Below are 25,357 nucleotides of genomic sequence, written 5' to 3'. Positions count from 1 at the left end.
TGTCACACGGGCGTCAAACGGGCGGGTTAAGCTGGTGATTTTCTTCCAGCAGAGGCCAGACGATGACGATCCAGGCGGCCAGGCGTAGAAACGTTGGCGAAGTGTTCCGGGTATTTTTGTGGCTGGGTTTGACCTCTTTTGGCGGCCCCATCGCGCATCTGGGGTACTTTCGTACCGAGTTCGTTGCCCGGCGGCGCTGGCTTTCCGAGGCGGCCTACGCGGATCTGGTGGCGCTTTGCCAGTTTCTACCGGGCCCGGCGAGTAGCCAGGTCGGTTTCGCGCTGGGGCTTCTGCGCGCCGGCCCCTGGGGCGCGGCGGCGGCGTGGCTTGCCTTTACGCTGCCCTCGGCCATCGTACTGTTCCTGTTTGCGTTGGGGACAGCGGTGCTGGAGGGGCCGCTTGCCGAGCGCGTGATTGCAAGCCTTAAGATAGTGGCTGTGGCCATCGTGGCCCACGCGGTTTGGGGAATGGCGCGTAACCTGTGCCCGGACAAGACCCGGACCGGTATCGCCTTGGGCGCGGTGTTCGTGGCGGTACTGGCCAGTGGGCCTTTGGGCCAGGTCAGCGCTATCGTACTGGGCGGTGTGGCCGGGCTTTTGCTTTGCCGCGAAGCCGCCGCCCACAGCGAGAGCGAAACGCTTCACTTTGGCGTATCGCGCCTGGCGGGGTATGGCGCGCTACTGCTCTTTGCCGGGCTTTTGCTCGCACTGCCGCTTTTGGCCCATCAGGCCCTTTGGCTTGATATTGCCGATGCCTTTTACCGTTCAGGGGCGCTGGTGTTTGGTGGCGGGCATGTGGTGCTACCGCTGCTCAGCGCCGAAGTCGTCCAGCCTGGCTTTATCAGCGACGATGCATTCATGACCGGTTACGGCGCGGCCCAGGCGATACCCGGGCCACTATTCACCTTTGCAGCCTACCTGGGGGCGCTGCTGCCGGGTATCCATAGCGTGCCGGGCGCACTGTTGGCGCTCGTGGCGATTTTCGTACCCGGGTTTCTCTTGTTGATTGGCGCGCTGCCGTTCTGGAACCGTTTTCGGCAATGGGGCGCCGCTCAGGCGCTGTTGCGCGGTGCCAATGCGGCCGTCGTGGGTATTTTGGGGGCCGCGCTTTATCAGCCCGTGTGGGTCAGCGCGATCCTCACGCCTATCGACTTTGCGCTGGCGCTGACCGGCTTTTTACTGCTGAGCGTTTGGAAGCTGCCGGCCTGGGCGGTGGTCATCATCGTGGTGCTGGGCGGGGTGGCTTTTTAGGCCGTTGAATGCCAGCGCGCTGCGCATAAAAAACGCCCCGCAAGGGCGGGGCGTCTATGGATTCTGGCGAGAGAAGGCTTGGCTAAGGCGCCTCCAGCTCTAGGGAGCGGCGCAGGACGTTGAGTTCGTCAATGTCCAAATGCTCGAGCCGTCCAGCGAGCAGGTCGCTGATTTTTTGAACGGGAAGGCCTGCTCTGCGGGCAATTTCCCGGCTTCCCAGGTCTGATACGGCGACCAGACGTGTAATGATACGCATCAGGCGCGTACGTTTTTCAAGTTCCCTGACATCGAGGTCAGGGCTGCTTCGCACAGGGTCCAGCGTTTCTGCGTGAGCAGTCGAGTATGCCGTACTCATGTGACTCCATCAGTCAAAAGTGACCCCTACACAATGCCGCTAACCCAAGCGCTTTTCAATGCCTGTTTCGATGAAAAATTCGTCATTTGATCCAGGCCCTTAAAAGGGCGCGCTCTGGTAAACTATTCGCCTTCAAAATGTCAGCCAAGCCTTGCGGCTTTCGTTTGTCTTCACTAAGTCTTGAAACGGTTTTAGGCCTCTGGCCGAGGAGCGAATACATGTCCGAGAGCGCACCCCGAGTGGGCGTGATTATGGGGTCGAAATCCGACTGGCCCGTCATGGAGCACGCCGTCACCATGCTCGAGCGTTTGGGGGTTGCCTGCGAGACCCGCGTGGTGTCGGCGCACCGCACGCCGGATTTGTTATTCGACTACGCCAAAAGCGCGGCCGAGCGCGGCCTGCAAGTGATCGTGGCCGGGGCCGGTGGTGCCGCTCACCTGCCGGGCATGGTGGCCTCGCAAACGCCGCTTCCCGTGCTGGGGGTGCCGGTCGAATCCAAATCCTTGAAGGGGCTGGATTCGCTTCTTTCGATCGCCCAAATGCCCGGCGGTATTGCCGTGGGCACCCTGGCCATTGGTAAAGCTGGGGCGACCAACGCGGGGCTTTTGGCCGCGCAGATCGTAGGGCTTCAAGATAGCGCCGTGCGCGAGGCGGTCGAGGCCTTCCGCCAGGAGCAAACCCAAACGGTACTGGATAACCCGGACCCGCGGGCCGACACCGAGGCTTAAGGAGACCACCATGAACATTGGCGTATTGGGCGCTGGCCAGCTGGGGCGAATGCTGGCACTTGCAGGTTATCCTTTAGGTAACCGTTTCACCTTTCTGGATACCACCGGAAGCCCCAGCGCGGGTATCGGCGAGGTGATCGTCGACCCAAGCAACGAGCACCTGGCCGCGTTTCTCGACAAGGTGGATGTCGTGACCTATGAGTTCGAGCACCTGCCCGTCGAACTCGTGCGTGAGATCGAGCGCCACAAGCCCGTCTACCCGGCAAGCAACGCGATTGCGGTGTGCCAGAACCGGGTCGAAGAGAAGGCGCTGTTCGACCGGCTGCGGATTCCCACGCCCGCTTACCGGGTGGTGGAGAGCGCCGAGGCGCTTTTGGAGGCTGCCCGGGAGCTTGGCTGCCCGGTCGTCGCCAAGTCGGTCACCGAAGGGTACGACGGCAAGGGCCAGGCGGTGCTGAAGTCCTTTGATGAGGCGTTCGAGGCCTGGGCGGCCATCGGGCACTCGCAGCTGATCGTCGAAGCCTTCGTGGATTTCGTGCGCGAGGTGTCGATTATTGCCGTGCGCGGCCGCGATGGCGAGGTGGTGTTCTACCCCATGGCGGAAAACCAGCACGTTGACGGCATTTTGCGCTACTCGGTGGCCCCGCTGCCGGATTTGGACGAAAGCCTTCAGCATACCGCCGATGGCTACATTCGCGCGCTGCTCGACGAGCTCGATTACGTGGGCGTGCTGGCGCTGGAGCTTTTCCAGACGCCGGATGGCAGCTTGCTCGCCAACGAGATGGCCCCGCGGGTACACAACTCCGGCCACTGGACGATGGATGGCGCGATCACCAGCCAGTTCGAAAACCACCTGCGCGCCGTGCAGGGGCTGCCGCTGGGGGCCACCGACGCCATCGCGCCGACCTGCATGGTCAACGTCATCGGCCGGGAAGGCGATAACCCGGCGCTATTGGCGATCCCCCATACGCACCTGCACCGTTACGACAAGGATGAGCGGGCCGGGCGCAAGCTTGCCCATATCAATGTCTGCGCTGAATCCCACGGGGCGCTTTTAACCAAAGTGCGCCAGTGCCAAGCGCTATTACCCGATGCGCCGCCGGTGCAGTGGAGTTTCAAGCCCGTTGCCTGATGTTTTTTGTTTTTAAACCGCCTTATGTTAGGCGGTTTTTTTTAAAGCCTGATGACGAGAGTCGCTTTGGCCGTATAAATCATATAAAACTAGTGATTTAAATTTCGCTTTAGACGGTTGCCTTCAAGCGGGCAATACAATTGCGCAGGGATCGAATATGCTCTGGAAGCTTAAGCCCGCCATGGTTACGGACAATAGCCGCTCTTTCGACTTTGCCGGTGACGTCTCGCTGTGCGAGCTGGAGGCCGCGAAAGTCAGGCTTTTATATGAAAAGCTCTGGCAGCCGGTGGTGAGTAGCCTGCTCGTCGCGCTATGCGTATCGGCGATCATGTGGTCCAGCATCGAGACGTCGACTATCGTGCTTTGGCTGGTGGCGCTTTTTGCTATTTCGATATTTCGCTTACTGCTGGCTTATCGATACCAGCGTGTGGCCTATACCACCCACTCGCGAAGGTGGCTTTACGCTTTCGCTTTTGGCGCGCTTTTTTCGGCGACCTTGTGGGGCGCGGCGGGGGTGCTGTTTTTTACCCCGGACCACCCCGGCCAGGTCGCCACCCTGGCGATCATCATGGCCGGGGTCGCCGCGGGGGGAACGACCACGCTCTCATCGGTGCGCTGGGTCGGTCTTGGTTTTATCAGCCAGATTCTCTTGCCGCTCGCCGTGGTGTTTTTCATCAACGGCGAGACGTTGATGGGCAGCATCATTCTGATTTTTTTGGTGCTGATGCTGGCCACCTGTTCCCGTTTTCACTGCATTTTCCACGATAACATTTCCCTGCGCGTGAGCATCGAGGCGCGAGAAGAGCAGCTGCTGGAAAGCGAGAACCGCTATCGCTCGATTTTCGACCACTCGCCGCTTGGCGTTTTAAACTTCGACCGCCATGGCACCATTACCGATTGCAACGACCAGATGCTAACGATTCTGGGCGGCGAGCGCGCGGCGTTCATCGGCTACCGAATGCTGGACCGCGCCTCCGACCCCGAGGTGGCCGAAGGGGTGAGGGACGCCCTTGAAAAAGGCTCGGGCTATTTCGAGGGGACCTTCTATCTGCCCGGCGCTGAAACCGGCACCCCCTTGCGCGCCATATTCAGCGGAGTGAATAGCGCCAGTAACGAGCGCGTCGGAGGTATCGCGATCGTCGAGGACTTTACCGAGCGCACCCAGAACGAGGCGATCATTTATCGCCAGGCGTATTACGATGCGCTGACCGATCTGCCCAACCGGCGTCTTTTCATCGAACGCCTCATGAACCTTGGCGAACAGCCCGAAAGCCGTGACTGCACCGGCCTGGTCATGTTCATGGATCTGGACCGTTTCAAATTGATCAATGACACCTTTGGCCACGCCGCAGGCGATGACCTGCTGGTGCAAATCGCCAAGCGGCTGAAAAAGCATTTGGGAGAACGGGATATGGCCGCCCGGCTGAGCGGCGATGAATTCGTGATGCTAATGCTCTTTGATCAGCCTCTGACCGAGGAGGCCGAGCAAGCTGGTTTGACGCATATGGAGGCGCTTCAAAGCGCGCTGGGCGGGCGCTATAACCTGGAGGGTCAGCAGGTCGAGGTAACGCCCAGTATGGGCTATACCTGCTTTAACGCCGCCAGGTGCGACCACACCGAAATTCTCAAGCAGGCGGATATTGCGATGTATCAGGCCAAAGCGGAGGGGCGGGCCCGGCTTCGCCGCTACCGCCCGGAAATGCGTAAAGCGCTGAACCAGGCCGCGCTACGCTCGAATCTGGTTACATCGCTAATCGACCGCTAATCACAAGCCATAGCGCGATGAGCGCGAAGTGGCCCGGGTACCAGGCAAGCCACAGCCGCCGGGGCATCTGTTTGAATACTTTGGGGATATGCTGAGCGCCCCCCGCGGCCAACACCAGCACCAGAACACACGTCCCCACGGTGAAGGACTTGGACATGTCCGAGGCGTTCATCTGGCCGGCGACCCAAAGCACGGGAAACGCAGCCAGCCCTGCCCAAAGCCTGGATTTCAGCGCATCCCGGGTTTCATTGAGCGCATGCATGGCGAACATGAAAAACGGAATGAGCATTAGCCCGTTGTGGCCGTACTCCACCCAGAATCCCAGCAGGTACCAAAGCGTCACCCCGACCGCCGCCCCCAGCAAGAGCCAGCCAAACCCCAGGCTCTGATGGCGGTAGTGCTGCCACCCCTGGCGCACCAGCGCCCCGATCGCCAGCCCGCTTGCCAGCGTAAAGCAGACGTTCAAAATGAAGGCGTCATTTAGGCGGGGCATCATCATGTACGGCACCTGGGCGGCGATACCGATCACCAGCACTCGCCGGGCGTAGCGCAGCGGGTTGCGCGTGTTGAAAAGCCCGTGCCAGGCCACCATTGCCGCAAACAGCGGAAAGGCGATACGCCCGATCGACGAGCCCGCCCAGCCCAGGTCCCAGTCGCTGGGCAGCACGTAACGTACCAGGTGATCGACGGTCATGGTGAAAAGCGCAAGCCACTGGGCCCAAGCGGTCCAGTGGGATAGTGGCCGTTCGGCGTGCGCCTGGGGCGTGGGTGACGCAGCGGTTCGGGCGCGAGCGCCAGAAAAGAAAGCCATAAAACCTCCGTGTTTAACATGACCCTATGAAGCAGGAGTAACGTTTTGGATCAGACCCAGGCGTGGCGTTCGAGTTCATCGCTCAACGCCTTGGGCCGGCGCAAGGGCGGCGAGCGCTTACTATACCCTATAAACGAAAAAACCCCGGCGAGTGCCGGGGTTTTTATCTGCCAACGCCTGGGCGTTATTCGTCGCCGAAGTAGCGCGTGTAGATCTCGTCGTAGGTGCCGTTTTCTTCGAGGGTGGCAAGTGCTTCGTTGAACCGCTCGGCCAGGGCTTCGTCGCGCTGGCGGAAGGCGATGCCGAAGCCGTCGCCAAAGTACTCCTTGGGCTCGGTGATCTGCTCGCCCACGATGGTGTAGTCACCTTCGTCGCTTTCTACCAGCGTGGACTGGCCGATCGGGAAGTCGAGGAAGACGATATCCAGACGCTCGGCGTCCATGTCCAGCACCATGTCATCGGCGGTGGAGTAGCGGCTGATATCGGCAATGCTGCCGTAGTTGTCGGTCACGTAGTTGTCTTGAAGCGTGCCGCGCTGAACGCCGATGGTCATGCCATCAAGGGTCTGCTCATTGGCTTCGTCGATGTCTAAATCGCTTGCCGCGAACCAGGCCGAGGGCATGGTGATGTAGGGCTCGGAGAAGAGCACCTGCTGGCGGCGCTCGTCGTTGATGGTCATCGATGACATGACCGCATCGTAGTTACGCGACAAAAGCCCCGGGATGATGCCGTCCCACTCCTGTTCGATCCACTCGCAGGTCACGCCGATCTCTTCGCAGAGCGCGTTGCCCAGGTCGATGTCGAAACCGGTCAGGTCGCCTTCCGGGGTGCGGTACTCCATGGGCACGTAGGGGACGTCCACGCCGATACGCACGTTGTCGTAGTCGCGCGCCTGGGCAGAGGAGGCGGCGGCCACGGCCAGGCCGATCAGGGAAACCGAGAGTAGCTTTTTCATCATGGCGCTCCGTTGCAATAGGGTTCGTTTCAATAGATCTCTTTTAACGTAACTCAGGTTAGCGATGGCGCAAAGCCCCAGGTGCTTCGTGAACCAACGTTTGTTTGACGATGGCAGCACCTGCCTACAGGCTTTGGGGGGTCAAATGCGCCAGTAACCGTTTCTCCAGAAAATGGAAGAAGAACAGAATCGCGAACGTCAAACACAGATAAATCAGCGCGACGAACAAGAACGGCTCGAAGGGGGTATAGAAGCGCGAATAGACGTAGCGCGCCGCCCCGGTAAGATCCATGAGCGTCACGACGCTTGCGATGGCGCTGGCGTGGAGCATGAAAATCACTTCGTTGCCGTAGGCGGGCAGGGCGCGACGAAAGGCGCTGGGAATCACGATTCGGCGCATCAACAGGCTTTGCGACATGCCGTAGGCCTTGGCCGCTTCGATTTCCCCTTTGCTGGTCGCCTTGATGGCACCGCGGAAAATCTCGGTGGTGTAGGCCGCCGTGTTAAGCGTAAAGGCGATCAGGGCCGGGTAAAACGCCTCGCGGAAAATCGGCCACAGAAAAGTCTGCTGGATACCGTCGAAAAAGACCACGCCGTAGTAGATGATGTAGAGCTGGATCAAAAGCGGCGTTCCGCGAAACACGTAGGTGTAGGCGTACACCGGCAGGCTGATCCATTTGCGGCGGGAGCTTCTCATGATGGCCAGCGGCACGGCCAGTACCAGGCCGATCACCAGGGATAAAAACACCAGCTGCGTGGTGGTCACCAACCCTTCCCAGTAGTGGCCCAGGGTCGAGGCGGTAAAGATCAGGTTGCCGGCGAGCAGGTCATCGAACCAGGCGGAAATATCAAACATCTCAGTGCTCCCCAAAACCGACGTTGTAGCGCTTTTGCAGCCGGGCGAAGATCCACTCGGTCACGCTTGCGATCAATAAGTACGCCACCGCGACGGGGATCAGGAACACGAAGGGCTCGTGGGTCGCCCGCGAGGCTTCGGCGGCCACGCGCACCATGTCGGTCAAGCCGATCACCGAGACCAGCGCAGTGGTCTTGAGTAACACCATCCAGTTGTTGGAGAGCCCGGGCAGGGCGTGGCGCATCATCTGCGGAAAGCGAATACGGCGAAACACCAGCGCGCTTCCCATGCCGTAGGCCTTGCCCGCTTCGATCTGGCCGTTATCCACCGCCATGAACGCCCCGCGAAAGGTCTCGCCCATGTAGGCGCCGAAAATGAAGCCAATGGTCAGCACGCCGGCGGCGAAGGCGTTGAAGCTTAAGTAGATATCGATATCGTAGTTATAGTAGAGCGCGTCGCTGATCGCGTTGACGCCGATCTGGCCGCCGTAGAATAAAAGCATCATCAGCACCAGATCCGGCACGCCGCGAATCAGGGTGGTATAGGTACTGGCCACCCAGCGAAGCACGCCGTGGCGCGACATCTTGGCTGTCGCCGTCAAAAGCCCCAGCCCAATGGCTAGCAGTAGCGAGAGTACCGCGAGCTGAACGGTGACCCCGGCGCCTTCCAGAAGCCGCGGGCCGTAGCCTTGCAAATCGAGCATGGTCACATCCGGAATCAGTAGTTGGGGGTCAAAAACTGTTTAAGCCGCGGCGATTGCGGGTTGTCCAGCACTGCCTCTGGCTTGCCGGACTCCTCGACCAGACCCTGGTGCAAATAGATCACCTGGCTCGACACCTCCCGGGCAAAGCCCATCTCGTGGGTGACGACGACCATGGTGCGGCCTTCTTTGGCCAAATCGCGCATGACCTTTAGCACATCACCTACAAGCTCCGGGTCCAGCGCCGAGGTCGGCTCGTCGAACAGCATCACTTCCGGGTCCATGGCTAACGCCCGGGCAATGGCGCCGCGCTGCTGCTGGCCGCCGGACATCTGCGCCGGGTAGGCTTTGGCCCGGGCGGTTAGTCCGACGCGCTCGAGCAGCGCATAGGCGTGCTCGGTGGCCTCTTTTTTCGACTGGCCCAGTACGTGCACCGGCGCTTCGATGATGTTGTCCAAAAGCGTCATGTGGGCCCACAGGTTGAAGCTTTGGAACACCATCGAGAGCTTGGCGCGCATCTTCACGACCTGTTTTTGGTCCGCCGGCTCGCGCCCGTGTTTGGTGGTTTTGAAGCGAATGGGCTCGCCATGCACGATGAGCTCGCCTTCGTCGGGCTGTTCGAGCAGGTTCATGCAGCGCAGAAAGGTGCTCTTGCCCGAACCGGAGGCTCCGATCAGGGTGATGACATCGCCTTTCTGGGCTTGAAGAGAAAGGCCCTTGAGTACTTCGGTATCGCCGAAGCGTTTTTTAATGTTGCGAACTTCCAGGGGGATAGGCGCCGCGGCCATAACGTAGGCTCCAGTACAAGTTTGCCACTCTGTCACAGGTGTAAAACACGTGTTTGGGGCGTGGCTGACGCGAAAAAGGGGCGATTCTATCAGGCCTTATGCCCGAAGTGCTCGCTCTTATGAGAATAAGTGATCAACGCCGGGCGTTGGCCACCTATTCGAGCGTGCCCCTGCATTATTGTTATCTATCGCCGGGTCTAGCTGTTGGGTCTTGGTATGGGGCCTTAGTGTACGGTGTTTAACGCCCAAGTGCTCGCGCTCATACCGGCACGGCCAGAAGGGCGGCGCGGGCGCCGATTTCCACCCGGGCGTTGGGGAACACGACGTGAAGCGGGGTTTCGCCCACCTGGAAATCACCGCCCTGGCCGTCTTTGGCCAGACACGCGCCCGGTTCAAAGCGGGTAAAGTTCGCCACACTCTCCTCGAAACAGAGCGTGAAGTCCTCAGAGCGGCGTATCAGTTCGTGCGCCACCTTGAAAAAGCGCGGCGGGGAGGCTGCGCTTTCCGGTTCTTCGCCGGCCCCTAGCGCGCTGATCAGGTTGGCCATGGGCGCAAGCGGCGCCAGGTCGTTGTGACCAAACGGTGCTACCTGGCCCAGCTCGAAGGTGAATGCCTGGGCCTGGTGGTAATGTTTGCTGTAGTGAGAGAACGTAAAGCTTGGCTGGTGCTGGTGAAGCACCGCCTGCATACCGGCAGCGGCCAGCCACGCCCACTGCCGGTCTTCGGTGGCGGTGTCGGCGAAGGGCTCCACGACAAAGCGCGGGTAAAGGCTTGGGCGAATCGCGGTGTGAAGGTCGTAATGAAGGCGGGGCAGACCTTCATGGCGGGCGAAAAAGTCGTCCACCTCGCTCATCAGCACGCGGGCGCGGTCGGGCTCTTCGCCCATGGCGGTCAGTTCGCGGTCGAATAGCCGGTTCAGGTTGGTGCTGATAAACCGAGTTTGGGCCTTGAGCGCCGGGATATTGCCCAAAATCACCAGCACTGGGGCTTTAAGGCGCGCGCTACCCACCTCGAGCGCGGCAAGCCACTGGCCCAAAAGCTCGACCGGAGCGGTTTCGTTACCATGAATGGCGGCGGAGAAAATACAGGCGTGGGCGTGCGCTTCAATCGTTTTGGGGCTTAGCTCTAAAACCCCTGGCGCGCGCAGTTGGTAGTGGCCCCCTGGGAGCGTGCCGCCGCTTTTGGCGGGCGCTTTACCCTCCAGCGTCCAGTCCAGCCATTGGCTCAGCATGAATGACTCTCCGTTGTTATCTATGCGCTTGGGCTTTTATGTGTAGCACGCCCCAATGCTTGGGACAAAGGCGGCGTCGCCTGGCTATAAAACGCCAGGGCGTCGGTATAAACGCCCATAAAAAAGCGCCTGACCCGTGATGGGGCCAAGCGCTTTATCGACGCTTACCAGGAAGCGGCATTTTTAATCGGCGCGCTGGCGCTCCATCTCTTGCTGGTATTCGCCGGCAAGCGATGTCTTCTGGTTATCCGCCAGGCCGCGACCGGCGAGCTGGAAGACTTCCTGCTCTTCTTCGTCCAGGTGGTGGGTCACCAGGTGCTGAAGCTGCTTGGCGTGGGTCAGCCAGTTCGTGGCGCTGTAGTCGGTGTCGTCCAAAAGCTCGAGCAGTTCGTCGATCTCGTGGTGTTCGGCGACGCTGTGGCGCGCTTTTTCCTGGGTCAGGTCGATATCCATCATCGGGATATAGAGCGAGCGCTCTTCGGCATTGGCGTGATACTTAAGCTCGGCACGTACCTGCTTGTAAAGCGCGTCGCGCTCGCTGCTGTCGCCGTGGGTCTCGACCAAACGGGCCAAAAGGTCGCGCTGAAGATCGTGGTCTTTGCGCAGTGCTTCAAAAATCGTCATTCCCGGCTCCTTGGATGCAAGTACGATAATTGCCTTGAAAACTAGTGTTAGTTTTACAAAAGCGCAAGGCGCACTGCGGCCATTACGGTCAGCCGGCCTTCAACTCCTTCACTTGGGTTAATTTTCCGCTAGGCTAGAGGAGGAGTTGGTAGTCAACCCGGAAATCTCGAATGGAGAAAGCAATGACCAAGGTACTGGTACTTTACTATTCCATGTATGGTCACGTGGATACGCTCGCGGCAGCCGTCGCCGAAGGCGCGAAAGAAGTCGACGGTGTCGAGGTCACGGTCAAACGTGTCCCCGAAACCATGCCCGAAGACGCCTACAAAAATGCCGGCGGCAAGCAGGACTTCGATACCCCCGAGGCCACGCCGGGCGAACTCGCCGACTATGATGGCATCATCGTCGGTACGCCAACGCGGTTCGGTAACATGGCAGGCCAGATGCGCACCTTCTTTGACCAGACCGGTGGTCTCTGGGCCAACGGTTCGCTGCGCGGCAAGGTCGCCAGCGTGTTTACCTCTACCGGTACCGGCGGTGGTGAAGAAATGACCGTCACCTCGACCTGGTCGACGCTTGCCCACCACGGCATGATCATCGTGCCGATCGGCTACGGTATCGAAGAGCAGTTCGATATTTCCGAAGTCAGTGGCGGCAACCCTTATGGGGCAGCGACCCTGGCCGGCGGCGACGGCTCCCGCCAGCCAAGCGCGCGCGAGCTCAAGCTTGCGCGTTTTCAAGGTAAGCTCGTGGCCGAGACAACGGCGAAGCTCGCCCGCTGAGACCATGGGCTAATTGCCGCGAGGCGTTAGCGCACTGCTATAGTGTTCCTGCGAACCCCACCCTCGTGGGGTTCGCGCGTTCAACGCCACCAATGGCCCAAGAGGTGCCGCGTGAGCCGACTCGATAAAGCCCGTAATCTGCACGACTTCGAAGCGCTGGCCCGGCGCCACTTGCCAAGGCCTCTCTTCGGCTATGTCGCCAACAGCGCCGAGGAGGGCAAAACCTTCGCCGAGAATCGGCGTGTGTTCGATGATTACGGCCTGATGCCCCGGGCGCTGGTCGATGTATCGCGCATTTCGACCGAGACCACGTTATTGGGTAAGTCCTACAGCGCGCCGTTTGGCATCGCGCCGATGGGCATCAGCGCGCTGACCGCCTATCGGGGCGATCTCGTGCAGGCCCGGGCGGCGGCCAAAGAGCAGTTGCCGATGATTCTGAGTGGAAGCTCCTTGATTGCGCTGGAGGAGGTTCTGCGCGAGGGCGAAACCGACTGGTTTCAGGCTTACCTGCCGGGCACGCTGGAAGACGTTGAGGCGCTGCTGGCGCGCGTGGCCCGGGCGGGGTTTAAAAACCTGGTGATCACCGTGGACTACCCGGTGCCACCCAATAGCGACAACAATCGCAAAAGCGGCTTTTCTTCGCCGCTTCGCCCCAGCCTGCGCCTGGCCTGGGACGGGCTGGTTCGCCCGCGCTGGCTGTTCGGCACCTTCCTGCGTACGCTTTACCACCACGGCATGCCGCACTTCGAGAACAACTACGCGCATCGCGGCATCGCGGTGCTCTCCAAAAACGTCAACCGCGACTTCTCCGGGCGCAGTCACCTGCAGTGGGAGTATCTCGAGCGGGTGCGCGCGCTTTGGCCGGGTAAGCTGATCGTCAAGGGGATTTTGAACCCGGCGGATGCCCGGAAAGTGGAGGCGCTGGGGGGCGATGCGGTGATCGTTTCCAACCACGGCGGGCGCCAGTTGGACTATAGCCCGGCCGCGCTCGAAGCGCTGCCGGCGGTGGTGGGTGCCGTGTCGATTCCGGTGATGGTGGATAGCGGCTTTCGCCGAGGTACCGACGTGATCAAGGCGCTGGCGCTCGGGGCGTCGTTCGTGTTCATCGGCCGGCCCATGAACTACGCCGCAGCCTACGCTGGCGAGGCCGGCGTGCGCCACGCGCTGACACTTCTTCGCGAGGAAATAGTGCGCGACATGGCGCTGCTGGGCGTGACCGACATTGCTTGCCTAAGCCGCGAACACCTGATCGAGCGACGGCCAAGGCTGGCCTAACCCGCAATGTTCTTCGCAATGGCTTCGCCCAACGTTTCGGTCGTACCTTGCCCGCCGGCGTCTGCGGTGAGTACCTGGGGGTCGCCTTCGGCGAGTACCGCCTCGATGGCATCGACCATCGCTTTAGCGGCGTCCTCATGGCCCAGGTGTTCGAGCATCATCGCGCCGGACCAGATCTGGCCGATGGGGTTGGCGATGCCCTGGCCTGCAATATCCGGGGCGCTGCCGTGCACCGGCTCGAACAGGCTCGGGAAGTGACCTTCCGGGTTGATGTTGGCCGAGGGCGCAATGCCGATGGTGCCGGTACAGGCCGGGCCCAGGTCCGACAGAATATCGCCGAACAGGTTGCTGCCTACCACCACGTCGAACCAGTCCGGGTGCAGCACGAAGTTCGCGGTCAGGATATCGATGTGGAATTTATCCACTTCGATCTCCGGGTACTGTTTGGCCATTTCCAGCACGCGTTCGTCCCAGTAGGGCATGGTGATGGAAATACCGTTGGATTTGGTCGCCGAGGTGAGCTTCTTGCGCGGCCGCGTCTTTGCCAGCTCAAAGGCGTACTTGAGGACGCGGTCGACGCCGGTACGGCTCATCACGGTCTCCTGGATGACCACCTCGCGCTCGGTGCCTTCGAACATCTTGCCGCCGATGCTCGAGTACTCGCCCTCGGTGTTTTCCCGCACCACGTAGAAGTCGATATCGCCGGGCTCACGGCCGGCCAGCGGGCTCTTGATGCCCGGCATCAGCTTGCAGGGGCGAAGGTTGACGTACTGATCGAACCGGCGGCGAAACTGTAAAAGCGAACCCCACAGCGAGATATGATCCGGCACTTTCTCCGGCCAGCCCACCGCGCCGTAAAACAGCGCATCGAAGCCCTTGAGCTGCTCGAACCAGTCGTCGGGCAGCATCTGGCCATGTTCCAGGTAGTAGTCGCAGCTACCGAACTCGAAGTGGGTGAATGCCAGGTCGATGTCAAAGCGTTTGGCCGCGGCTTGTAGCGCGCGCACGCCTTCCGGCATGACTTCGGTGCCGATACCGTCGCCGGCGATCACTGCAATGGTGTGGGCCATCAATAAGCTCCTTCGAAAACGATCTGTCTTTATCGAGTAGTGTAGCGGCTTTAGCGCATTGGCTGGTCAGGCTACACTGCAAACGATCGTTGCCCAAAGCGATTGTTGTCCAAAAATGGAGGAGGCGTGAGCGCGTTCGATGTCGGACCAGGAGGAGGGCGCGATCAAGCGAGGGTGTCGAGACGCGCCAGGGGCGACTGGTTGAAGTAGTCGCAAAGCAGCGCAAAGAGCGCCGGGTAGGCGCTTTCCAGATGCTGCGGGGCGGTGAAGAAGTATTCGCAGCAAACCGCGAAGCACTCGCCCGGATGGCTTGCGGCGTAGTCGTCGATGGGCGGCTCGATTCCTGCCGCGATACAGCGAGCCAGGTCGTCCCACACCTCGGTGAACACTGCGTGCCACCGAGTGGCGGGCAGTGAGCGGGGAAGCGGCGGAAAACCGTCGACATCCATCGAGTTGCCCATATCGAGCTTGTGGGCAAGCTCATGGATCAATACGTTGAAACCGGTAAAACCGCCGCTATCCTGAAGGTCGGTATAGGAGACGACGACCGGGCCCTGGTAAGAGGTTTCGCCGGCGCGTTCGTCAGTGAGGTGGTGCACCACGCCGAATTCGTCCATCTCCTCGACCTCGCGGGTGAAGCTATCGGGCAAAATGACGATCTCGTGCACGTTGCCAAACGCTTCGCGGTGCTCCGCCTGGTTCCAGCCAAGCGTGAGCAGGCACGCCTGAGCCGCCAGCGCCAGCCGATCCGCATCATCGAAGGTCACGCCTTCGAGTGCCTTGTGCAGGGTCAGGCGCTTGGTGCTTAGAAAGTGCCTGGCGCGCTCGCCAAGCCGGGCGGCCTCGAACTCGGAGAGCGCGGCGAGTAGCGGCGTACACTCCTGCGCTTTTTGCCAGGTCTCGGCGAAAGGCGCGGGCGTCGAGCGTTTAAACCACCGGTTGAGCATCACGTTTTTTAACCTCTATCTTTATCGTCAACCTGCGTATCTTCATTGGCTTCGCCAGGTTTCTCCAGTGCGGTAAAGGCGTGCGGGCAAGGCCCATCTTACAACGCATTATCACAACGCGAGGAATGCCCATGTGGTCACAAAAGGAAATCAGTCTGGAGCCGCGCGCCCGGGGTTTTCATTTGATTACCGACGAGGTCTCGAAAGCCCTCAGCGCCATGGCGCGGGTCGAGGTCGGCCTTTTGCACGTTTTCATCAAGCATACGTCGGCGTCGCTGACGATCAACGAAAACGCCGACCCTACGGTAAGAGCCGACTTCGAGAGCTACTTCAATAAGGCGGTGCCGGAAAACGCGCCTTTTTATCAGCACGTATTCGAAGGCAGCGATGACATGCCCGCGCACCTGAAAGGCAGCCTTTTGGGCGCCAGCGTGCAAATCCCCGTCACCCGGGGACGGCTGAACGTGGGCACCTGGCAGGGGATCTATCTGTGCGAGCATCGTAACCACGGCGGCAGCCGCCAACTGGTGATCACGCTGCAAGGCGAGTAAGGCGCCCCGGTGAACGCGGTCACTGTTTGTCGCCTAGTACTTTATCGCGTAATACTTTGTCGCGTAGTGCCTTGCGCCGGGCGCTGCGCGCATCGGCGTAGCGCTTTAAACCGAACAGTAACGCTCCCCCCAGTACCAGGCCGGCCAGTGCGAACAGCACCTCTTCACGGCTGGCCGCGGTCAGCAGTGCACCCAGCTGGCTGCCCAGTAAAATGATGATCGCAAGGCTGGGTACCAGCCCCAGGGTGGAGCCGATCATGTAGTCGCGAAAGCGCAGATGAAAGGCGCCGGCCAGCATGTTGGTCAACGTAAACGGCGCCAGCGGTATCACGTTGATCAAAATCATGGTGCGAATACCGCGCTTGGAAAGGTAACCCGATAGCCCGCGCAGGTGGCGGCCGCCGTAATCCATCAGCGCGTCGCGCCCCAGCCAGTGGCCGATCCAGTAGGAGAGAATCGAAAAGCTGAGCGTTCCCAGAATGGCGTAGAAAAGCCCCCAGGCCGGGCCAAACAGCAAGCCGGTGGCCACGACCAGCAAGGTGAGAGGAAACATCACCAGCAACAGCACGTTATAGGTCAAAATGACCGCCGCGAACATCCACGGCGCGCGCCGCCACTGGCTGACGTAGGCGATGCTCGAGTCGAGGCCTTCCGCGGTCATGAAGCCGGCGCGATCGAGCCACCACCAGGCAAATACTACGGCAATGAGTATGGCCATCAGGCCAAGGCCTTTCCAAAGCGTGCGTGACATCCCATTCACCACCGGCCGTTCTAAAGAGCGCCAGCATACGCTAGCCGGCCGGTGGGTTGAAGATGTCGTTAATCGAGCGTTGCCTCTATAACCGGCCAGGCGGGGTCGCCGTCGGCGGTGGTCACCCCGGCAAGCATGTCCGCGAGGCGCTCGGGGTGGTCACTCATCCACTGTTTGGCGACCTCGGATAGATCCCGCTCCTCTTGCCCGAAGGCCTGAATCATCCAGCTCTGCTCGTCGGCGCTAAAGGTGAACTGCTCGAAAAAGGTCACCACGTTCGGATGGGCGTCGGCGTACTCGCCGCGCAGCACCGTGAGCACTTCGCTTTCGCCGTTGTTTTCACCGAACAGATCGTTGGGGTCGTCCAGATAGCGCATGGGAAGCTCGAGGTTCATCCAGTGCGGCGTCCAGCCGACCCAGACCACCGGTTCTTCGCGGTTGATCGCGTCTTGCGCGGCGCTAAGCATGCCCACTTCGCTGGTATCCTGAATGCGCCAGTCGCCAAAGCCGTTTGCGTCGCTGTCGATCGCCTCCTGGAGAATTTCGCTGGCCGCCGAGCCCGCGCCGAACCCCAGAATTTGCCCGCTGAACATGTCGCGGTTGGCGGTCAGGTCAGAAAAGCTCTGGATGCCGTTTTCATAGGTGTACTCGGGCACCGCCAGCGTCATCTGCGCGCCGTCCACGTTGTTGGCGACATCCACCAGCACGCCGGACGCCTTGCGCGGCTCGAACATCTCCCGCTGGGCGGGTAGCCATACCCCCAAAAACGCATCGATGTCGCCGCTTTCGATCCCCTGATAAATGACCTGAAGGCCGATTTGCTGGGCGCGGGTATCGTAGCCCAGCGTGTTTAAAAGCTGCTCGGCGATTTCGGTCTTGACCGTAATGCCAGGCCAAGCGGGGACGCCGAAATCGAGGGTGTCGTTGTCGGCCAGTGCCGTGGGGGCTGCGCCGAATGCGGCGCCAAGCGCCAGAGCGGAAACGGCCACTCTGGCGGCCAAGGGATGCACTTTCATACTGTCTCCTGTCGTTGTTTGTCGCCTTCATCTGTGCTTTTCGTGGGACGCGTCCATTGCGCCGCGCTTGATGAAAGACGTTAAACAAGATAGTCACTGGCGCCAAAAAGGGCGAACCCTGCCTGGCCGTCTGGGTAGGTGAAATTAATCAAAACGCTTGCCATTTTGGTGCAGGCGTGAAGAATGGCCCGGCTTACAGGTTATAAATTAAGGTGTGCCTTTATGGATTTTTCTCTTCCGCCGCTGCTGACCGCGTTGGTCGACCGCGGCAACGGCCTGCTTTGGGGTAGCGTGCTGGTCTACCTGCTGATCGGTGCCGGGCTCTACTTCACGGTGCGCACCGGCGGCATTCAGGTGCGCTACTTTGGGCACATGTTCAAGCTGTTGCGCAGCTCGCGCCAGGCCAACGGGGGTATCTCCTCGTTTCAGGCGCTTTCTACGAGCCTTGCCGCACGGGTAGGTACGGGCAATCTGGCCGGCGTGGCCGTGGCCATTTACTACGGCGGCCCCGGCGCGATTTTCTGGATGTGGATGACCGCGGTGGTGGGCATGTCCACCAGCTTTATCGAGTCCACTCTGGCCCAGGCTTATAAGGTCGACCACGGCGACAATACCTTCCGTGGTGGGCCGGCGCGCTATATCGAGCGCGGGCTGGGCCTACGCTGGATGGCGGTGCTCTTCTCGGTGTGCCTGATCATCGCGTTTGGACTGGCGTTCAACAGCGTTCAGGCCAACTCCATTGCCCAGGCCATGGAGCAGGCGTTCGAAATTCCTACCTGGGTCATGGGCCTGGTGCTGATCGTCATCGTCACGCCGATCATCTTTGGCGGGCTCAAGTCCATTGCCAAAGTGGCCGAGCTTATCGTGCCGCTCATGGCGCTTCTTTACCTGATTCTGGCGCTGGTAGTGGTCGCGTTGAACGCGGCGGATCTGCCTGCGGCGTTCATGACGATCATTCGCGGCGCGTTTGGCCTCGAACAGGCAGCGGGGGGCGTGGCTGGCTATGCGATCTCTCAGGCGATCATGAACGGTATTCAGCGCGGGTTGTTCTCCAACGAGGCGGGTATGGGCTCGGCGCCGAACGCCGCTGCCACGGCCAGTACCCGGCCCGACCACCCGGCCGCCCAGGGCTTTATTCAAATGCTCGGGGTGTTTCTGGATACGTTGGTGATTTGTACCGCCACTGCGGCGATCATCATCATGTCCGGCCCGGAGGTTCTGGCGGGCAGTGAGACCAACGGTATTCAACTGACCCAGATGGCGCTTTCAACCCACGTGGGCGAGTGGGGCAGCGCGTTCATTGCCGTGGGTATTTTGCTGTTTGCGTTCACCTCGTTGATCGCCAACTACTCCTATGGCGAGTCCAATATCGAGTATCTGGCCGGACGGCGGGCGCCGGTGGCCATATTGATCTACCGCCTGGCGGTGCTGGGTATGATCATGGTGGGCTCGGTGGCGAGCCTGGGGGCTATCTGGAACTTCGCCGATCTCTCCATGGGGATGATGGCGGTGATCAACCTGATCGCGATCCTGATGCTGTCGCCCGTCGCCATTGCGCTGTTTCGTGACTACGAAGCACAGCTCAAGGCAGGCCACGAGCCGGTGTTCCGGCCCAGGCAGTTTCCCAAGCTTGCCAACAAGGTCGACCCCAATGCCTGGCCCGACCGCGACTAGCGCGTAAAGTACTTGGGTACTAACGCGCAGATACCGGAGTGCAATGCAAAACCCCGCCTGAGCAAGGCGGGGTTTTTTATGCCGATCAATCGCTTTTATCGAACTAATGACCCGAAAGAATGCGCTTAACGTTTTATAAAATCGACGTAAAATGGCGCTTTCCATTCGTACTCAGGAACTTTCCATGACCCGCGCTTTACTCGTTACCTCCTCGATTCTGGGTGAAAACGGCCAGTCCAACGCCCTGGCGAGCCACTTCAACGCCCAGGCCAGCGCCCGCGGTGTCGACGTGCGCGTTCGCAACGTGGTGGCCAATCCGCTACCGCACCTGGAGCTTGCCGAACTCGCCGCCTGGCAAACCCCGGCGCAAGAGCGTAGCGACGAGCAAACGCGCCTGGCCGCTTACTCCGACGAGATGCTGGGTGAGCTTCGTGAAAGCGACGTCATCGTCATTGCGGTGCCCATGTACAACCTGGGCGTACCTTCGCAGCTCAAAGCCTGGTTCGACCGGGTGCTGCGCGCCGGCGAAACTTTCCGCTACACCGACACCGGCCCCGTCGGTCTTGTCGAGGGCAAGCGGGCGATCATTCTGGCGGCGCGCGGTGGCCAGTACGCCGGCACCGAGCTCGACAGCCAAACGCCGCACCTGAAAACCATGCTAGGCTTGATGGGCATTACCGATGTCGACATCGTCTTTGCCGAAGGCCTGAACATGGGCGAAGAGCAGCGCGATGGCGCCTTGAAGGAAGCCTACCAGGGCATCGACCAGCTGGTCGGCACGCTTTAAACGGATTCGAAATCATCTAGACGGGGAGGTGCGGTGCGCCCGGCGCTTTTGGAGCAAATCTACACCATCGTGGCGCAAATACCCGAAGGCCGAGTGACGACCTACGGGCGCATCGCCGCCATGACCGAGGGTGCCACCGCTCGCTCGGTCGGCTCCGCCATGCGCCACCTCCCCGCAGGTCATCAGCTCCCCTGGCACCGGGTGATCTCCGCCAGCCTAAAGCTTGCCGACCACGGCGGCGCAACGCGCCAGCACGAAAAGCTGCGCGCCGAAGGCGTGGCCTTCGACGCTAAAGGCCGCGTGCCGCGTCATTTGGTATGGCCGGATGAGTAAGTGGTGAATGGTTAGCCGTGAATAGTAAGTAGTGAGTAGTAAGTAGTGAATAGCCGCCCGGCCATACAAAAACGCCGCCCAACCGGACGGCGTTTTCCATTCACGACTCACAACTCTCTATTCACCATTCACCAATCCTCAATCATCCAGATTCGCGCCGGACTTCCAGGACCAGTCGCGCCAGCGCAGGTCGAACAGGTCCTTGCGGCGGTCTTTCATGTTGGTCACCGAGCCTTCGGCGCGTACGACCGTCAGGCGGGTCAGATCCAAATCCGAGAAGAAGATCATCTCGGTATTGGGCGTGGTTTCCGCCAGCACCGCGTCGTGGGGGAAGGCGAAATCCGACGGCGTGAATACCGCCGACTGGGCGTACTGGATGTCCAGGTTCTCGATCGAGGGCAGGTTGCCCACGCTCCCACACAGCACCACGTAGCACTCGTTTTCGATCGCCCGGGCCTGGCCGCAGTGGCGTACGCGCAGGTAGCCGTTTTTGGTATCGGTCCAGAAGGGCACGAAGAGGATATCCATGTCCTGGTCGGCCAGCAGTCGGCCAAGCTCGGGAAACTCGACGTCGTAGCAGATCAAAATGCCCACCCGGCCGGCGTCGGTATCGAATACGCGCAGCTCGTCGCCGCCTTCGATGACCCAGTCGCGGCGCTCTTGAGGGGTGATGTGCAGCTTCGCCTGCTTTTCGATCTCGCCGTCGCGGTGGAACAAGTAAGCCACGTTATAAAGCCGGTCGTCCTTGCCTGCCTCGATCATCGACCCGCCGACAATGTTGATATTGTAGGAGACCGCCATGCGCGATAGCTCGCTTTTGAAGCGCTCGGTAAAGCCGGCCAGAAAGCGGATGGCCGCCATTTGGTCCTGCTGCGCCGCGCGGTCCTGAAGCCCCATCAAGGGGGTAGTGAACAGTTCGGGGAACACCGCGAAGTCGCTTTGATAATCCGACAGCGCGTCGACGAAGTACTCGATTTGTTGAAGCGCGGCCTCCACCGAGGAGAATTCGCGCATCTGCCACTGCACCGCGCCGACCCGCACCTGGGTGGGGCGGGTATCCAGCACGCTTTCCGCGGGCTCGAACAGGATGTTGTTCCACTCCAAAAGCGTCGCGTAGCCGCGGGACTGCTCGTCTTCCGGCAGGTATTTGCGCAAAAGCCGCTTGACCTGGAAGTCGTTGGCGAGCTGGAAAGAGAGGATCGGGTCGTAGATCTCCTTGCGCGAGACCTTGTCGATATACTGGGCCGGGGTCAGCTTGTCGGAGTGCTGGTGGTACTCGGGAATGCGCCCCCCGGCCAGGATCGCGCGCAGGTTGTGCGAGCGGCAAAGCTCCTTGCGCGCTTCGTAAAGGCGCCGGCCCAGCCGGTAGCCGCGGTAGTCCGGGTGAATCAGCACGTCCAACCCGTACATCGCGTCGCCCTCTTCATCGTTCAAGATGACTTCGCGATGGCCGATCAAGTCGTCGTAGCGGTGGGGGTTGGAGAACGCGTCGTAATCCACCTGTACGGTTAGCGCCACGCCGACCAAAATGCCGTCGTCCTCGATCGCGATCTGGCCATCGGGGAATTCCTGGATGAGCTTGTCGATCGTGTGCCTGGGCCAGGCGCCGCCGATGTCGTGATAGACCGCATCCATCAGCGTTTTCAACTGGTCGTAGTCGTCGCTTGTCAGATTGCGAAGATTAAGGTGCAGTTCTTCCAGGGACATAGTATTGGGTACCCACCATAAAAAAAGTCGTTAGCCTAGTGTATCACTGCTGCGCGCTGCGGTTTTTATTACCGGGGACGGCGACCAGCGGGCGTGTCAACGTTTGCGCCATGATGACGCCGGCCAAAATCAGAACACCGCCGAAAAGATGAAAGCTTGCGATGCGCTCGCCCAGAAACGCCATGGCGATCAGCGCGCTAAAAAGCGGCATCAAATTGATGAAGATGCTCGATTGGTTGGCGCCGATTTGGCGCACCGCGCGCATCCACAAAAAGGTGGTAATGATCGAGGCGGGAATGCCCGCGTAGAGGATCAGCCACACGTTTTGACCATCGACCGGCGTCATCGGCCCCAGCAGGTAAGGCGGCAGCAAAAAAAGCACCGCACAGCACACCTGGCCGTAGAGCAGTACCCAAGGGGGCAGGTTCATCTGCCAGCGCTTGAGCATGACGCCGTAAAGAGCGTAGCAGATGGCGGCAACGACCATTAACGCATCACCAAACGCCACCTCGAGCTTCAATAGCGAAAGCGGGTTGCCCTGGCCGAGCAGAACGCTTACGCCGATAAACGCCAATAGCCCGCCGACCACGCCGCCAACGGTCGGCGGTTCGCGCAGAATCAGCGCGCTCAAAAGCACGGTCAAAAGCGGCACCATGGCCGCCAGAATCCCCATGTTGGTGGCAGTAGTGCTCTCGGCGGCAACGTAGGCAAGCCCCTGCCAGAGCCCCATGCCCAAAAGCCCCAGCACGGCAAGCTTCGGCCAGTGGCGTTTGATCTCGGGGAGATGTTTGAGCGCGGTGGGCAGCACGAACGGCGTCATGACGACAAGCGCCAAAAGCCAGCGCAAAAAGGCGATGCTGCTCGGTGCAATGGCGCCGACGGTGAGCTGGTTGATGGTCATGTTGCCCGACCAGATCACCACCGTCGCCAGCGGCGCGAGAAAGTAAATCAATGGCATAGCGAATTCCCTGCTGGTTAGCCGGGTAATGTGACGCGCTTTGACGCTCTGAGCAAGAGGGCGTGGCTCAAAGGTCTGTACGGCGTCGCACCAATGTCATACGCTTGTTTGAATATTTTAAAGCCGACTATTTAAATAAAATGCGAGAGACCGTGATGACGCAGCCGCCCGTTTACCCGCACCTCTTTGCCCCGATTCAGCTGGGGCATTTAAACCTGCCCAACCGCGTACTGATGGGCTCGATGCATACCAACCTGGAAGAGACGCCGAACGGCTTTGCTCGCCTGGCGGCGTTTTACGCCGAGCGCGCCCGGGCGGGGGTGAGTCTGATCGTGACCGGCGGTATCGCGCCCAACCCGGAGGGCGCGGTGTTCGAAGGGGCGAATGCCTTGACGGATTCGAGCCAACTGGACGAACACCGCCAGGTGGTGGAGGCGGTGCATGCCGAGGGTGGGTATCTGTGCATGCAGATTCTGCACGCCGGGCGCTACGCCTACTCCCCACACCTTGTCGCGCCCTCGGCGCTTCAAGCGCCGATCAACCCGCACACGCCGCGTGCACTCGAGACCCAGGAAGTCGAAGGTCAAATCGACGACTACGTGCGCTGCGCTATGCTCGCCCAAGAGGCGGGCTACGACGGCGTCGAGGTGATGGGCTCGGAAGGCTATTTGATCAACCAGTTCATCTGTCGGCGTACCAACACCCGCGACGACGCCTGGGGGGGCGATTTCAAAGCGCGTATCCGCTTTCCCGTGGAGATCGTCCGGCGTATTCGCGAGGCGGTCGGCGAGCGCTTTCTGGTCATCTTTCGCCTGTCGATGATCGACCTGGTGGAAGAGGGCAGCACTTGGGAGGAAGTGGTTGCCCTCGGCCAGGCGATCGAGGAGGCCGGGGCCAACGTGATCAATACCGGCATTGGTTGGCACGAGGCGCGCGTGCCGACCATCGTCACCAGCGTGCCGCGAGCGGCGTTTACCGAGGTGACCCGGCGCATTCGTTCCTCGCTTTCGATTCCTTTGATTACGACCAATCGCATCAATATGCCCGAGGTGGCCGAGCAGGTACTTGCCGATGGCCACGCGGACATGGTCTCCATGGCGCGCCCGTTTCTTGCCGACCCGGCGTGGATACAAAAGGCCGAGGCCGGGCGCGCGGAAGAAATCAATACCTGTATCGCCTGCAACCAGGCATGTCTGGATCACACCTTTGCCGGCAAGTTGACGTCGTGTTTGGTCAACCCGCGGGCCTGCCACGAAACCGAGTTTAGTTTGGCGCCCACCGCTGCTGCCCGGCGGGTGGCAGTGGTCGGCGGCGGCCCGGCGGGCTTGGCAACGGCGGTGGCCGCCGCCGAGCGAGGCCATCGGGTGGCGCTTTTCGAGCGCCGCGGCGAGCTTGGCGGGCAGTTCAACTACGCGCGCAAAATCCCCGGTAAAGAGGAGTTCGACGAGACGCTGCGCTATTTTCACGTCATGCTCGATAAGCACGACGTGGACGTGCGTTTGAATACCGAGGCCACCCTGGAGGCATTGAGCGAGTTCGACGTCGTCGTGATCGCCACCGGCGTGACACCGCGTACACTCACGCTGCCCGGCGCGGATCACCCCAGCGTATTGAGCTACGCCGAGGCGATCGAAAACCCGGAGCGCGTGGGGCGGGAGGTCGCAGTGATCGGCGCCGGCGGTATCGGCTTCGACGTCTCGGAGCTTTTGGCTCATCAGAGCCACCCGGCGCTTTCTATCGCCGCCTGGTGCGAAGAGTGGGGCGTGGATATGGCGGTCAATGAGCCCGGCGGACTCAAAGCGCCGGCACCGGCGGCGCCGGCCCGGCGTATCACCATGCTGCAACGTAAGACTACCCGGCCCGGCAAGGGGCTGGGTAAAACCACCGGCTGGGTGCACCGCGCGGCGCTCAAGGCCCGCGGGGTGAAAACCCTGAGCGGCTGCGAGTACGTGCGCATCGATGACGAAGGCCTGCATATTCGCCTGGCCGGCGAAGCGCAGGTGCTCAAGGTGGATACGGTGGTGGTGTGCGCCGGGCAAGAATCGGTGCGCGATCTGATCGCGCCGCTCGAGCAGGCCGGCCCCGAAGTGCACGTGATCGGCGGCGCCGATGAGGCCGCTGAACTCGACGCCAAGCGGGCGATCGACCAGGGCATGCGGCTGGCCGCTTCGCTTTGATCCTCGAAGCACCGTTGGGGAGGGCCGGGTGACGACCCGGTCGAATTAGCGCTAGACTAGCCTTTTGTCTTAGGGCGCGTACGCCGCGCCGTAAGGTGTTCGTTCATTGTGTAAGCGGGTGGCACCCAGCCCGC

The 25,357-nt window shown here is 60.9% G+C and carries 25 protein-coding genes; 11 read left to right on the top strand and 14 right to left on the bottom strand.

Features of this window, described 5'->3' with window-relative positions; genetic code table 11:
• Positions 1-62: 62 nt before the first annotated feature.
• Entirely contained in the window at positions 63-1,250 is a 1,188-nt protein-coding gene (chrA, locus tag ACWHXT_RS11825; protein ID WP_447955974.1) for a chromate efflux transporter, read from the top strand.
• Between the two features lie 82 nt (positions 1,251-1,332).
• Here chrA and ACWHXT_RS11820 read toward each other — a convergent pair whose 3' ends face one another.
• On the bottom strand, positions 1,333-1,605 hold the full coding sequence (locus ACWHXT_RS11820; protein ID WP_447926497.1) for an XRE family transcriptional regulator: 273 nt from the start codon (positions 1,603-1,605) through the stop codon (positions 1,333-1,335).
• 218 nt (positions 1,606-1,823) lie between these two features.
• Between ACWHXT_RS11820 and purE the strand changes: the two genes are divergently transcribed.
• The 3 genes from purE to ACWHXT_RS11805 all read left to right on the top strand — a co-directional run bounded on the left by purE (position 1,824) and on the right by ACWHXT_RS11805 (position 5,230).
• Entirely contained in the window at positions 1,824-2,333 is a 510-nt protein-coding gene (purE, locus tag ACWHXT_RS11815) for a 5-(carboxyamino)imidazole ribonucleotide mutase (RefSeq protein WP_447926496.1), read from the top strand.
• 10 nt (positions 2,334-2,343) lie between these two features.
• On the top strand, positions 2,344-3,465 hold the full coding sequence (locus tag ACWHXT_RS11810; protein WP_447955973.1) for a 5-(carboxyamino)imidazole ribonucleotide synthase: 1,122 nt from the start codon (positions 2,344-2,346) through the stop codon (positions 3,463-3,465).
• Positions 3,466-3,622: 157 nt separating this feature from the next.
• Positions 3,623-5,230 carry a diguanylate cyclase domain-containing protein gene (locus ACWHXT_RS11805; RefSeq protein WP_447955972.1) on the top strand — a complete coding sequence of 536 codons (1,608 nt, stop codon included), beginning with the start codon at positions 3,623-3,625 and terminating at the stop codon, positions 5,228-5,230.
• Here the strand turns inward: ACWHXT_RS11805 and ACWHXT_RS11800 are convergent.
• The 7 genes from ACWHXT_RS11800 to ACWHXT_RS11770 all read right to left on the bottom strand — a co-directional run bounded on the left by ACWHXT_RS11800 (position 5,208) and on the right by ACWHXT_RS11770 (position 11,195).
• Positions 5,208-6,041 carry a TraX family protein gene (locus ACWHXT_RS11800; RefSeq protein WP_447955971.1) on the bottom strand — a complete coding sequence of 278 codons (834 nt, stop codon included), beginning with the start codon at positions 6,039-6,041 and terminating at the stop codon, positions 5,208-5,210. The genes ACWHXT_RS11805 and ACWHXT_RS11800 overlap by 23 nt on opposite strands.
• A gap of 184 nt (positions 6,042-6,225) precedes the next feature.
• The gene (locus tag ACWHXT_RS11795) at positions 6,226-6,996 is read right to left on the bottom strand and encodes a transporter substrate-binding domain-containing protein (protein ID WP_447929149.1); all 771 of its coding nucleotides are present in this window, start codon (positions 6,994-6,996) and stop codon (positions 6,226-6,228) included.
• A 124-nt stretch (positions 6,997-7,120) separates the two neighbouring features.
• Entirely contained in the window at positions 7,121-7,852 is a 732-nt protein-coding gene (locus tag ACWHXT_RS11790; protein ID WP_447955970.1) for an ABC transporter permease, read from the bottom strand.
• A 1-nt stretch (position 7,853) separates the two neighbouring features.
• Positions 7,854-8,555 (bottom strand): ABC transporter permease, encoded by a 702-nt coding sequence (locus tag ACWHXT_RS11785; RefSeq protein WP_447955969.1) that lies wholly within the window; start codon positions 8,553-8,555, stop codon positions 7,854-7,856.
• Between the two features lie 14 nt (positions 8,556-8,569).
• Entirely contained in the window at positions 8,570-9,340 is a 771-nt protein-coding gene (locus ACWHXT_RS11780) for an ABC transporter ATP-binding protein (RefSeq protein ID WP_447955968.1), read from the bottom strand.
• A gap of 259 nt (positions 9,341-9,599) precedes the next feature.
• Positions 9,600-10,571 carry a succinylglutamate desuccinylase gene (locus ACWHXT_RS11775; protein WP_447926489.1) on the bottom strand — a complete coding sequence of 324 codons (972 nt, stop codon included), beginning with the start codon at positions 10,569-10,571 and terminating at the stop codon, positions 9,600-9,602.
• Between the two features lie 183 nt (positions 10,572-10,754).
• A complete protein-coding gene (locus ACWHXT_RS11770; RefSeq protein ID WP_447926488.1) occupies positions 10,755-11,195 on the bottom strand; it encodes a hemerythrin domain-containing protein in 441 nt (146 codons plus the stop codon).
• A gap of 182 nt (positions 11,196-11,377) precedes the next feature.
• Here ACWHXT_RS11770 and wrbA point away from each other — a divergent pair, with 182 nt between their 5' ends.
• Together wrbA and ACWHXT_RS11760 are read left to right on the top strand one after the other, a co-directional pair.
• Positions 11,378-11,977 (top strand): NAD(P)H:quinone oxidoreductase, encoded by a 600-nt coding sequence (gene wrbA, locus ACWHXT_RS11765; RefSeq protein WP_447926487.1) that lies wholly within the window; start codon positions 11,378-11,380, stop codon positions 11,975-11,977.
• 111 nt (positions 11,978-12,088) lie between these two features.
• A complete protein-coding gene (locus ACWHXT_RS11760) occupies positions 12,089-13,252 on the top strand; it encodes an alpha-hydroxy acid oxidase (protein ID WP_447955967.1) in 1,164 nt (387 codons plus the stop codon).
• Here the strand turns inward: ACWHXT_RS11760 and ACWHXT_RS11755 are convergent.
• A complete protein-coding gene (locus tag ACWHXT_RS11755) occupies positions 13,249-14,322 on the bottom strand; it encodes a tartrate dehydrogenase (protein WP_447955966.1) in 1,074 nt (357 codons plus the stop codon). The genes ACWHXT_RS11760 and ACWHXT_RS11755 overlap by 4 nt on opposite strands.
• 164 nt (positions 14,323-14,486) lie before the next feature.
• The gene (locus ACWHXT_RS11750) at positions 14,487-15,269 is read right to left on the bottom strand and encodes a M90 family metallopeptidase (RefSeq protein WP_447958037.1); all 783 of its coding nucleotides are present in this window, start codon (positions 15,267-15,269) and stop codon (positions 14,487-14,489) included.
• 131 nt (positions 15,270-15,400) lie between these two features.
• Here ACWHXT_RS11750 and ACWHXT_RS11745 point away from each other — a divergent pair, with 131 nt between their 5' ends.
• Positions 15,401-15,820 (top strand): secondary thiamine-phosphate synthase enzyme YjbQ, encoded by a 420-nt coding sequence (locus ACWHXT_RS11745; protein WP_447529336.1) that lies wholly within the window; start codon positions 15,401-15,403, stop codon positions 15,818-15,820.
• A gap of 19 nt (positions 15,821-15,839) precedes the next feature.
• Here the strand turns inward: ACWHXT_RS11745 and ACWHXT_RS11740 are convergent, their stop codons facing one another.
• Both ACWHXT_RS11740 and ACWHXT_RS11735 read right to left on the bottom strand, forming a co-directional pair.
• Positions 15,840-16,571 (bottom strand): TVP38/TMEM64 family protein, encoded by a 732-nt coding sequence (locus ACWHXT_RS11740; protein WP_447955965.1) that lies wholly within the window; start codon positions 16,569-16,571, stop codon positions 15,840-15,842.
• A 68-nt stretch (positions 16,572-16,639) separates the two neighbouring features.
• Positions 16,640-17,587 carry an ABC transporter substrate-binding protein gene (locus ACWHXT_RS11735; protein ID WP_447955964.1) on the bottom strand — a complete coding sequence of 316 codons (948 nt, stop codon included), beginning with the start codon at positions 17,585-17,587 and terminating at the stop codon, positions 16,640-16,642.
• Between the two features lie 222 nt (positions 17,588-17,809).
• Between ACWHXT_RS11735 and ACWHXT_RS11730 the strand changes: the two genes are divergently transcribed.
• The 3 genes from ACWHXT_RS11730 to ACWHXT_RS11720 all read left to right on the top strand — a co-directional run bounded on the left by ACWHXT_RS11730 (position 17,810) and on the right by ACWHXT_RS11720 (position 20,381).
• Positions 17,810-19,261, top strand: a complete 1,452-nt coding sequence (locus ACWHXT_RS11730) for an alanine/glycine:cation symporter family protein (protein WP_447955963.1) — start codon at positions 17,810-17,812, stop codon at positions 19,259-19,261.
• A gap of 184 nt (positions 19,262-19,445) precedes the next feature.
• Positions 19,446-20,048 carry an FMN-dependent NADH-azoreductase gene (locus ACWHXT_RS11725; protein ID WP_447955962.1) on the top strand — a complete coding sequence of 201 codons (603 nt, stop codon included), beginning with the start codon at positions 19,446-19,448 and terminating at the stop codon, positions 20,046-20,048.
• Positions 20,049-20,081: 33 nt separating this feature from the next.
• A complete protein-coding gene (locus ACWHXT_RS11720) occupies positions 20,082-20,381 on the top strand; it encodes an MGMT family protein (RefSeq protein WP_447955961.1) in 300 nt (99 codons plus the stop codon).
• A gap of 138 nt (positions 20,382-20,519) precedes the next feature.
• On the opposite strand, the gene ACWHXT_RS11715 is transcribed toward ACWHXT_RS11720, so the two are convergent.
• Together ACWHXT_RS11715 and ACWHXT_RS11710 are read right to left on the bottom strand one after the other, a co-directional pair.
• Complete coding sequence (locus ACWHXT_RS11715; protein ID WP_447529330.1) at positions 20,520-22,088, bottom strand: GNAT family N-acetyltransferase; 1,569 nt, start codon at positions 22,086-22,088, stop codon at positions 20,520-20,522.
• Between the two features lie 43 nt (positions 22,089-22,131).
• A complete protein-coding gene (locus ACWHXT_RS11710; protein ID WP_447955960.1) occupies positions 22,132-23,046 on the bottom strand; it encodes a DMT family transporter in 915 nt (304 codons plus the stop codon).
• Between the two features lie 155 nt (positions 23,047-23,201).
• On the opposite strand from ACWHXT_RS11710, the gene ACWHXT_RS11705 reads away from it, so the two are divergent.
• Entirely contained in the window at positions 23,202-25,223 is a 2,022-nt protein-coding gene (locus ACWHXT_RS11705) for an FAD-dependent oxidoreductase (RefSeq protein WP_447955959.1), read from the top strand.
• Positions 25,224-25,357 lie beyond the last annotated feature (134 nt).

The organism is Vreelandella halophytica (genome assembly GCF_968193635.1).
This window is presented reverse-complemented; position numbering and strand designations above follow the sequence as displayed.

Bases quoted from the DNA above. Each gene is read 5' to 3' on its own strand.
- chrA (WP_447955974.1), top strand. From the start codon at position 63: ATGACGATCCAGGCGGCCAGGCGTAGAAACGTTGGCGAAGTGTTCCGG.
- ACWHXT_RS11820 (WP_447926497.1), bottom strand. From the start codon at position 1,605: ATGAGTACGGCATACTCGACTGCTCACGCAGAAACGCTGGACCCTGTG.
- purE (WP_447926496.1), top strand. From the start codon at position 1,824: ATGTCCGAGAGCGCACCCCGAGTGGGCGTGATTATGGGGTCGAAATCC.
- ACWHXT_RS11810 (WP_447955973.1), top strand. From the start codon at position 2,344: ATGAACATTGGCGTATTGGGCGCTGGCCAGCTGGGGCGAATGCTGGCA.
- ACWHXT_RS11805 (WP_447955972.1), top strand. From the start codon at position 3,623: ATGCTCTGGAAGCTTAAGCCCGCCATGGTTACGGACAATAGCCGCTCT.
- ACWHXT_RS11800 (WP_447955971.1), bottom strand. From the start codon at position 6,041: ATGGCTTTCTTTTCTGGCGCTCGCGCCCGAACCGCTGCGTCACCCACG.
- ACWHXT_RS11795 (WP_447929149.1), bottom strand. From the start codon at position 6,996: ATGAAAAAGCTACTCTCGGTTTCCCTGATCGGCCTGGCCGTGGCCGCC.
- ACWHXT_RS11790 (WP_447955970.1), bottom strand. From the start codon at position 7,852: ATGTTTGATATTTCCGCCTGGTTCGATGACCTGCTCGCCGGCAACCTG.
- ACWHXT_RS11785 (WP_447955969.1), bottom strand. From the start codon at position 8,555: ATGCTCGATTTGCAAGGCTACGGCCCGCGGCTTCTGGAAGGCGCCGGG.
- ACWHXT_RS11780 (WP_447955968.1), bottom strand. From the start codon at position 9,340: ATGGCCGCGGCGCCTATCCCCCTGGAAGTTCGCAACATTAAAAAACGC.
- ACWHXT_RS11775 (WP_447926489.1), bottom strand. From the start codon at position 10,571: ATGCTGAGCCAATGGCTGGACTGGACGCTGGAGGGTAAAGCGCCCGCC.
- ACWHXT_RS11770 (WP_447926488.1), bottom strand. From the start codon at position 11,195: ATGACGATTTTTGAAGCACTGCGCAAAGACCACGATCTTCAGCGCGAC.
- wrbA (WP_447926487.1), top strand. From the start codon at position 11,378: ATGACCAAGGTACTGGTACTTTACTATTCCATGTATGGTCACGTGGAT.
- ACWHXT_RS11755 (WP_447955966.1), bottom strand. From the start codon at position 14,322: ATGGCCCACACCATTGCAGTGATCGCCGGCGACGGTATCGGCACCGAA.
- ACWHXT_RS11750 (WP_447958037.1), bottom strand. From the start codon at position 15,269: ATGCTCAACCGGTGGTTTAAACGCTCGACGCCCGCGCCTTTCGCCGAG.
- ACWHXT_RS11745 (WP_447529336.1), top strand. From the start codon at position 15,401: ATGTGGTCACAAAAGGAAATCAGTCTGGAGCCGCGCGCCCGGGGTTTT.
- ACWHXT_RS11740 (WP_447955965.1), bottom strand. From the start codon at position 16,571: ATGTCACGCACGCTTTGGAAAGGCCTTGGCCTGATGGCCATACTCATT.
- ACWHXT_RS11735 (WP_447955964.1), bottom strand. From the start codon at position 17,587: ATGAAAGTGCATCCCTTGGCCGCCAGAGTGGCCGTTTCCGCTCTGGCG.
- ACWHXT_RS11730 (WP_447955963.1), top strand. From the start codon at position 17,810: ATGGATTTTTCTCTTCCGCCGCTGCTGACCGCGTTGGTCGACCGCGGC.
- ACWHXT_RS11725 (WP_447955962.1), top strand. From the start codon at position 19,446: ATGACCCGCGCTTTACTCGTTACCTCCTCGATTCTGGGTGAAAACGGC.
- ACWHXT_RS11715 (WP_447529330.1), bottom strand. From the start codon at position 22,088: ATGTCCCTGGAAGAACTGCACCTTAATCTTCGCAATCTGACAAGCGAC.
- ACWHXT_RS11710 (WP_447955960.1), bottom strand. From the start codon at position 23,046: ATGCCATTGATTTACTTTCTCGCGCCGCTGGCGACGGTGGTGATCTGG.
- ACWHXT_RS11705 (WP_447955959.1), top strand. From the start codon at position 23,202: ATGACGCAGCCGCCCGTTTACCCGCACCTCTTTGCCCCGATTCAGCTG.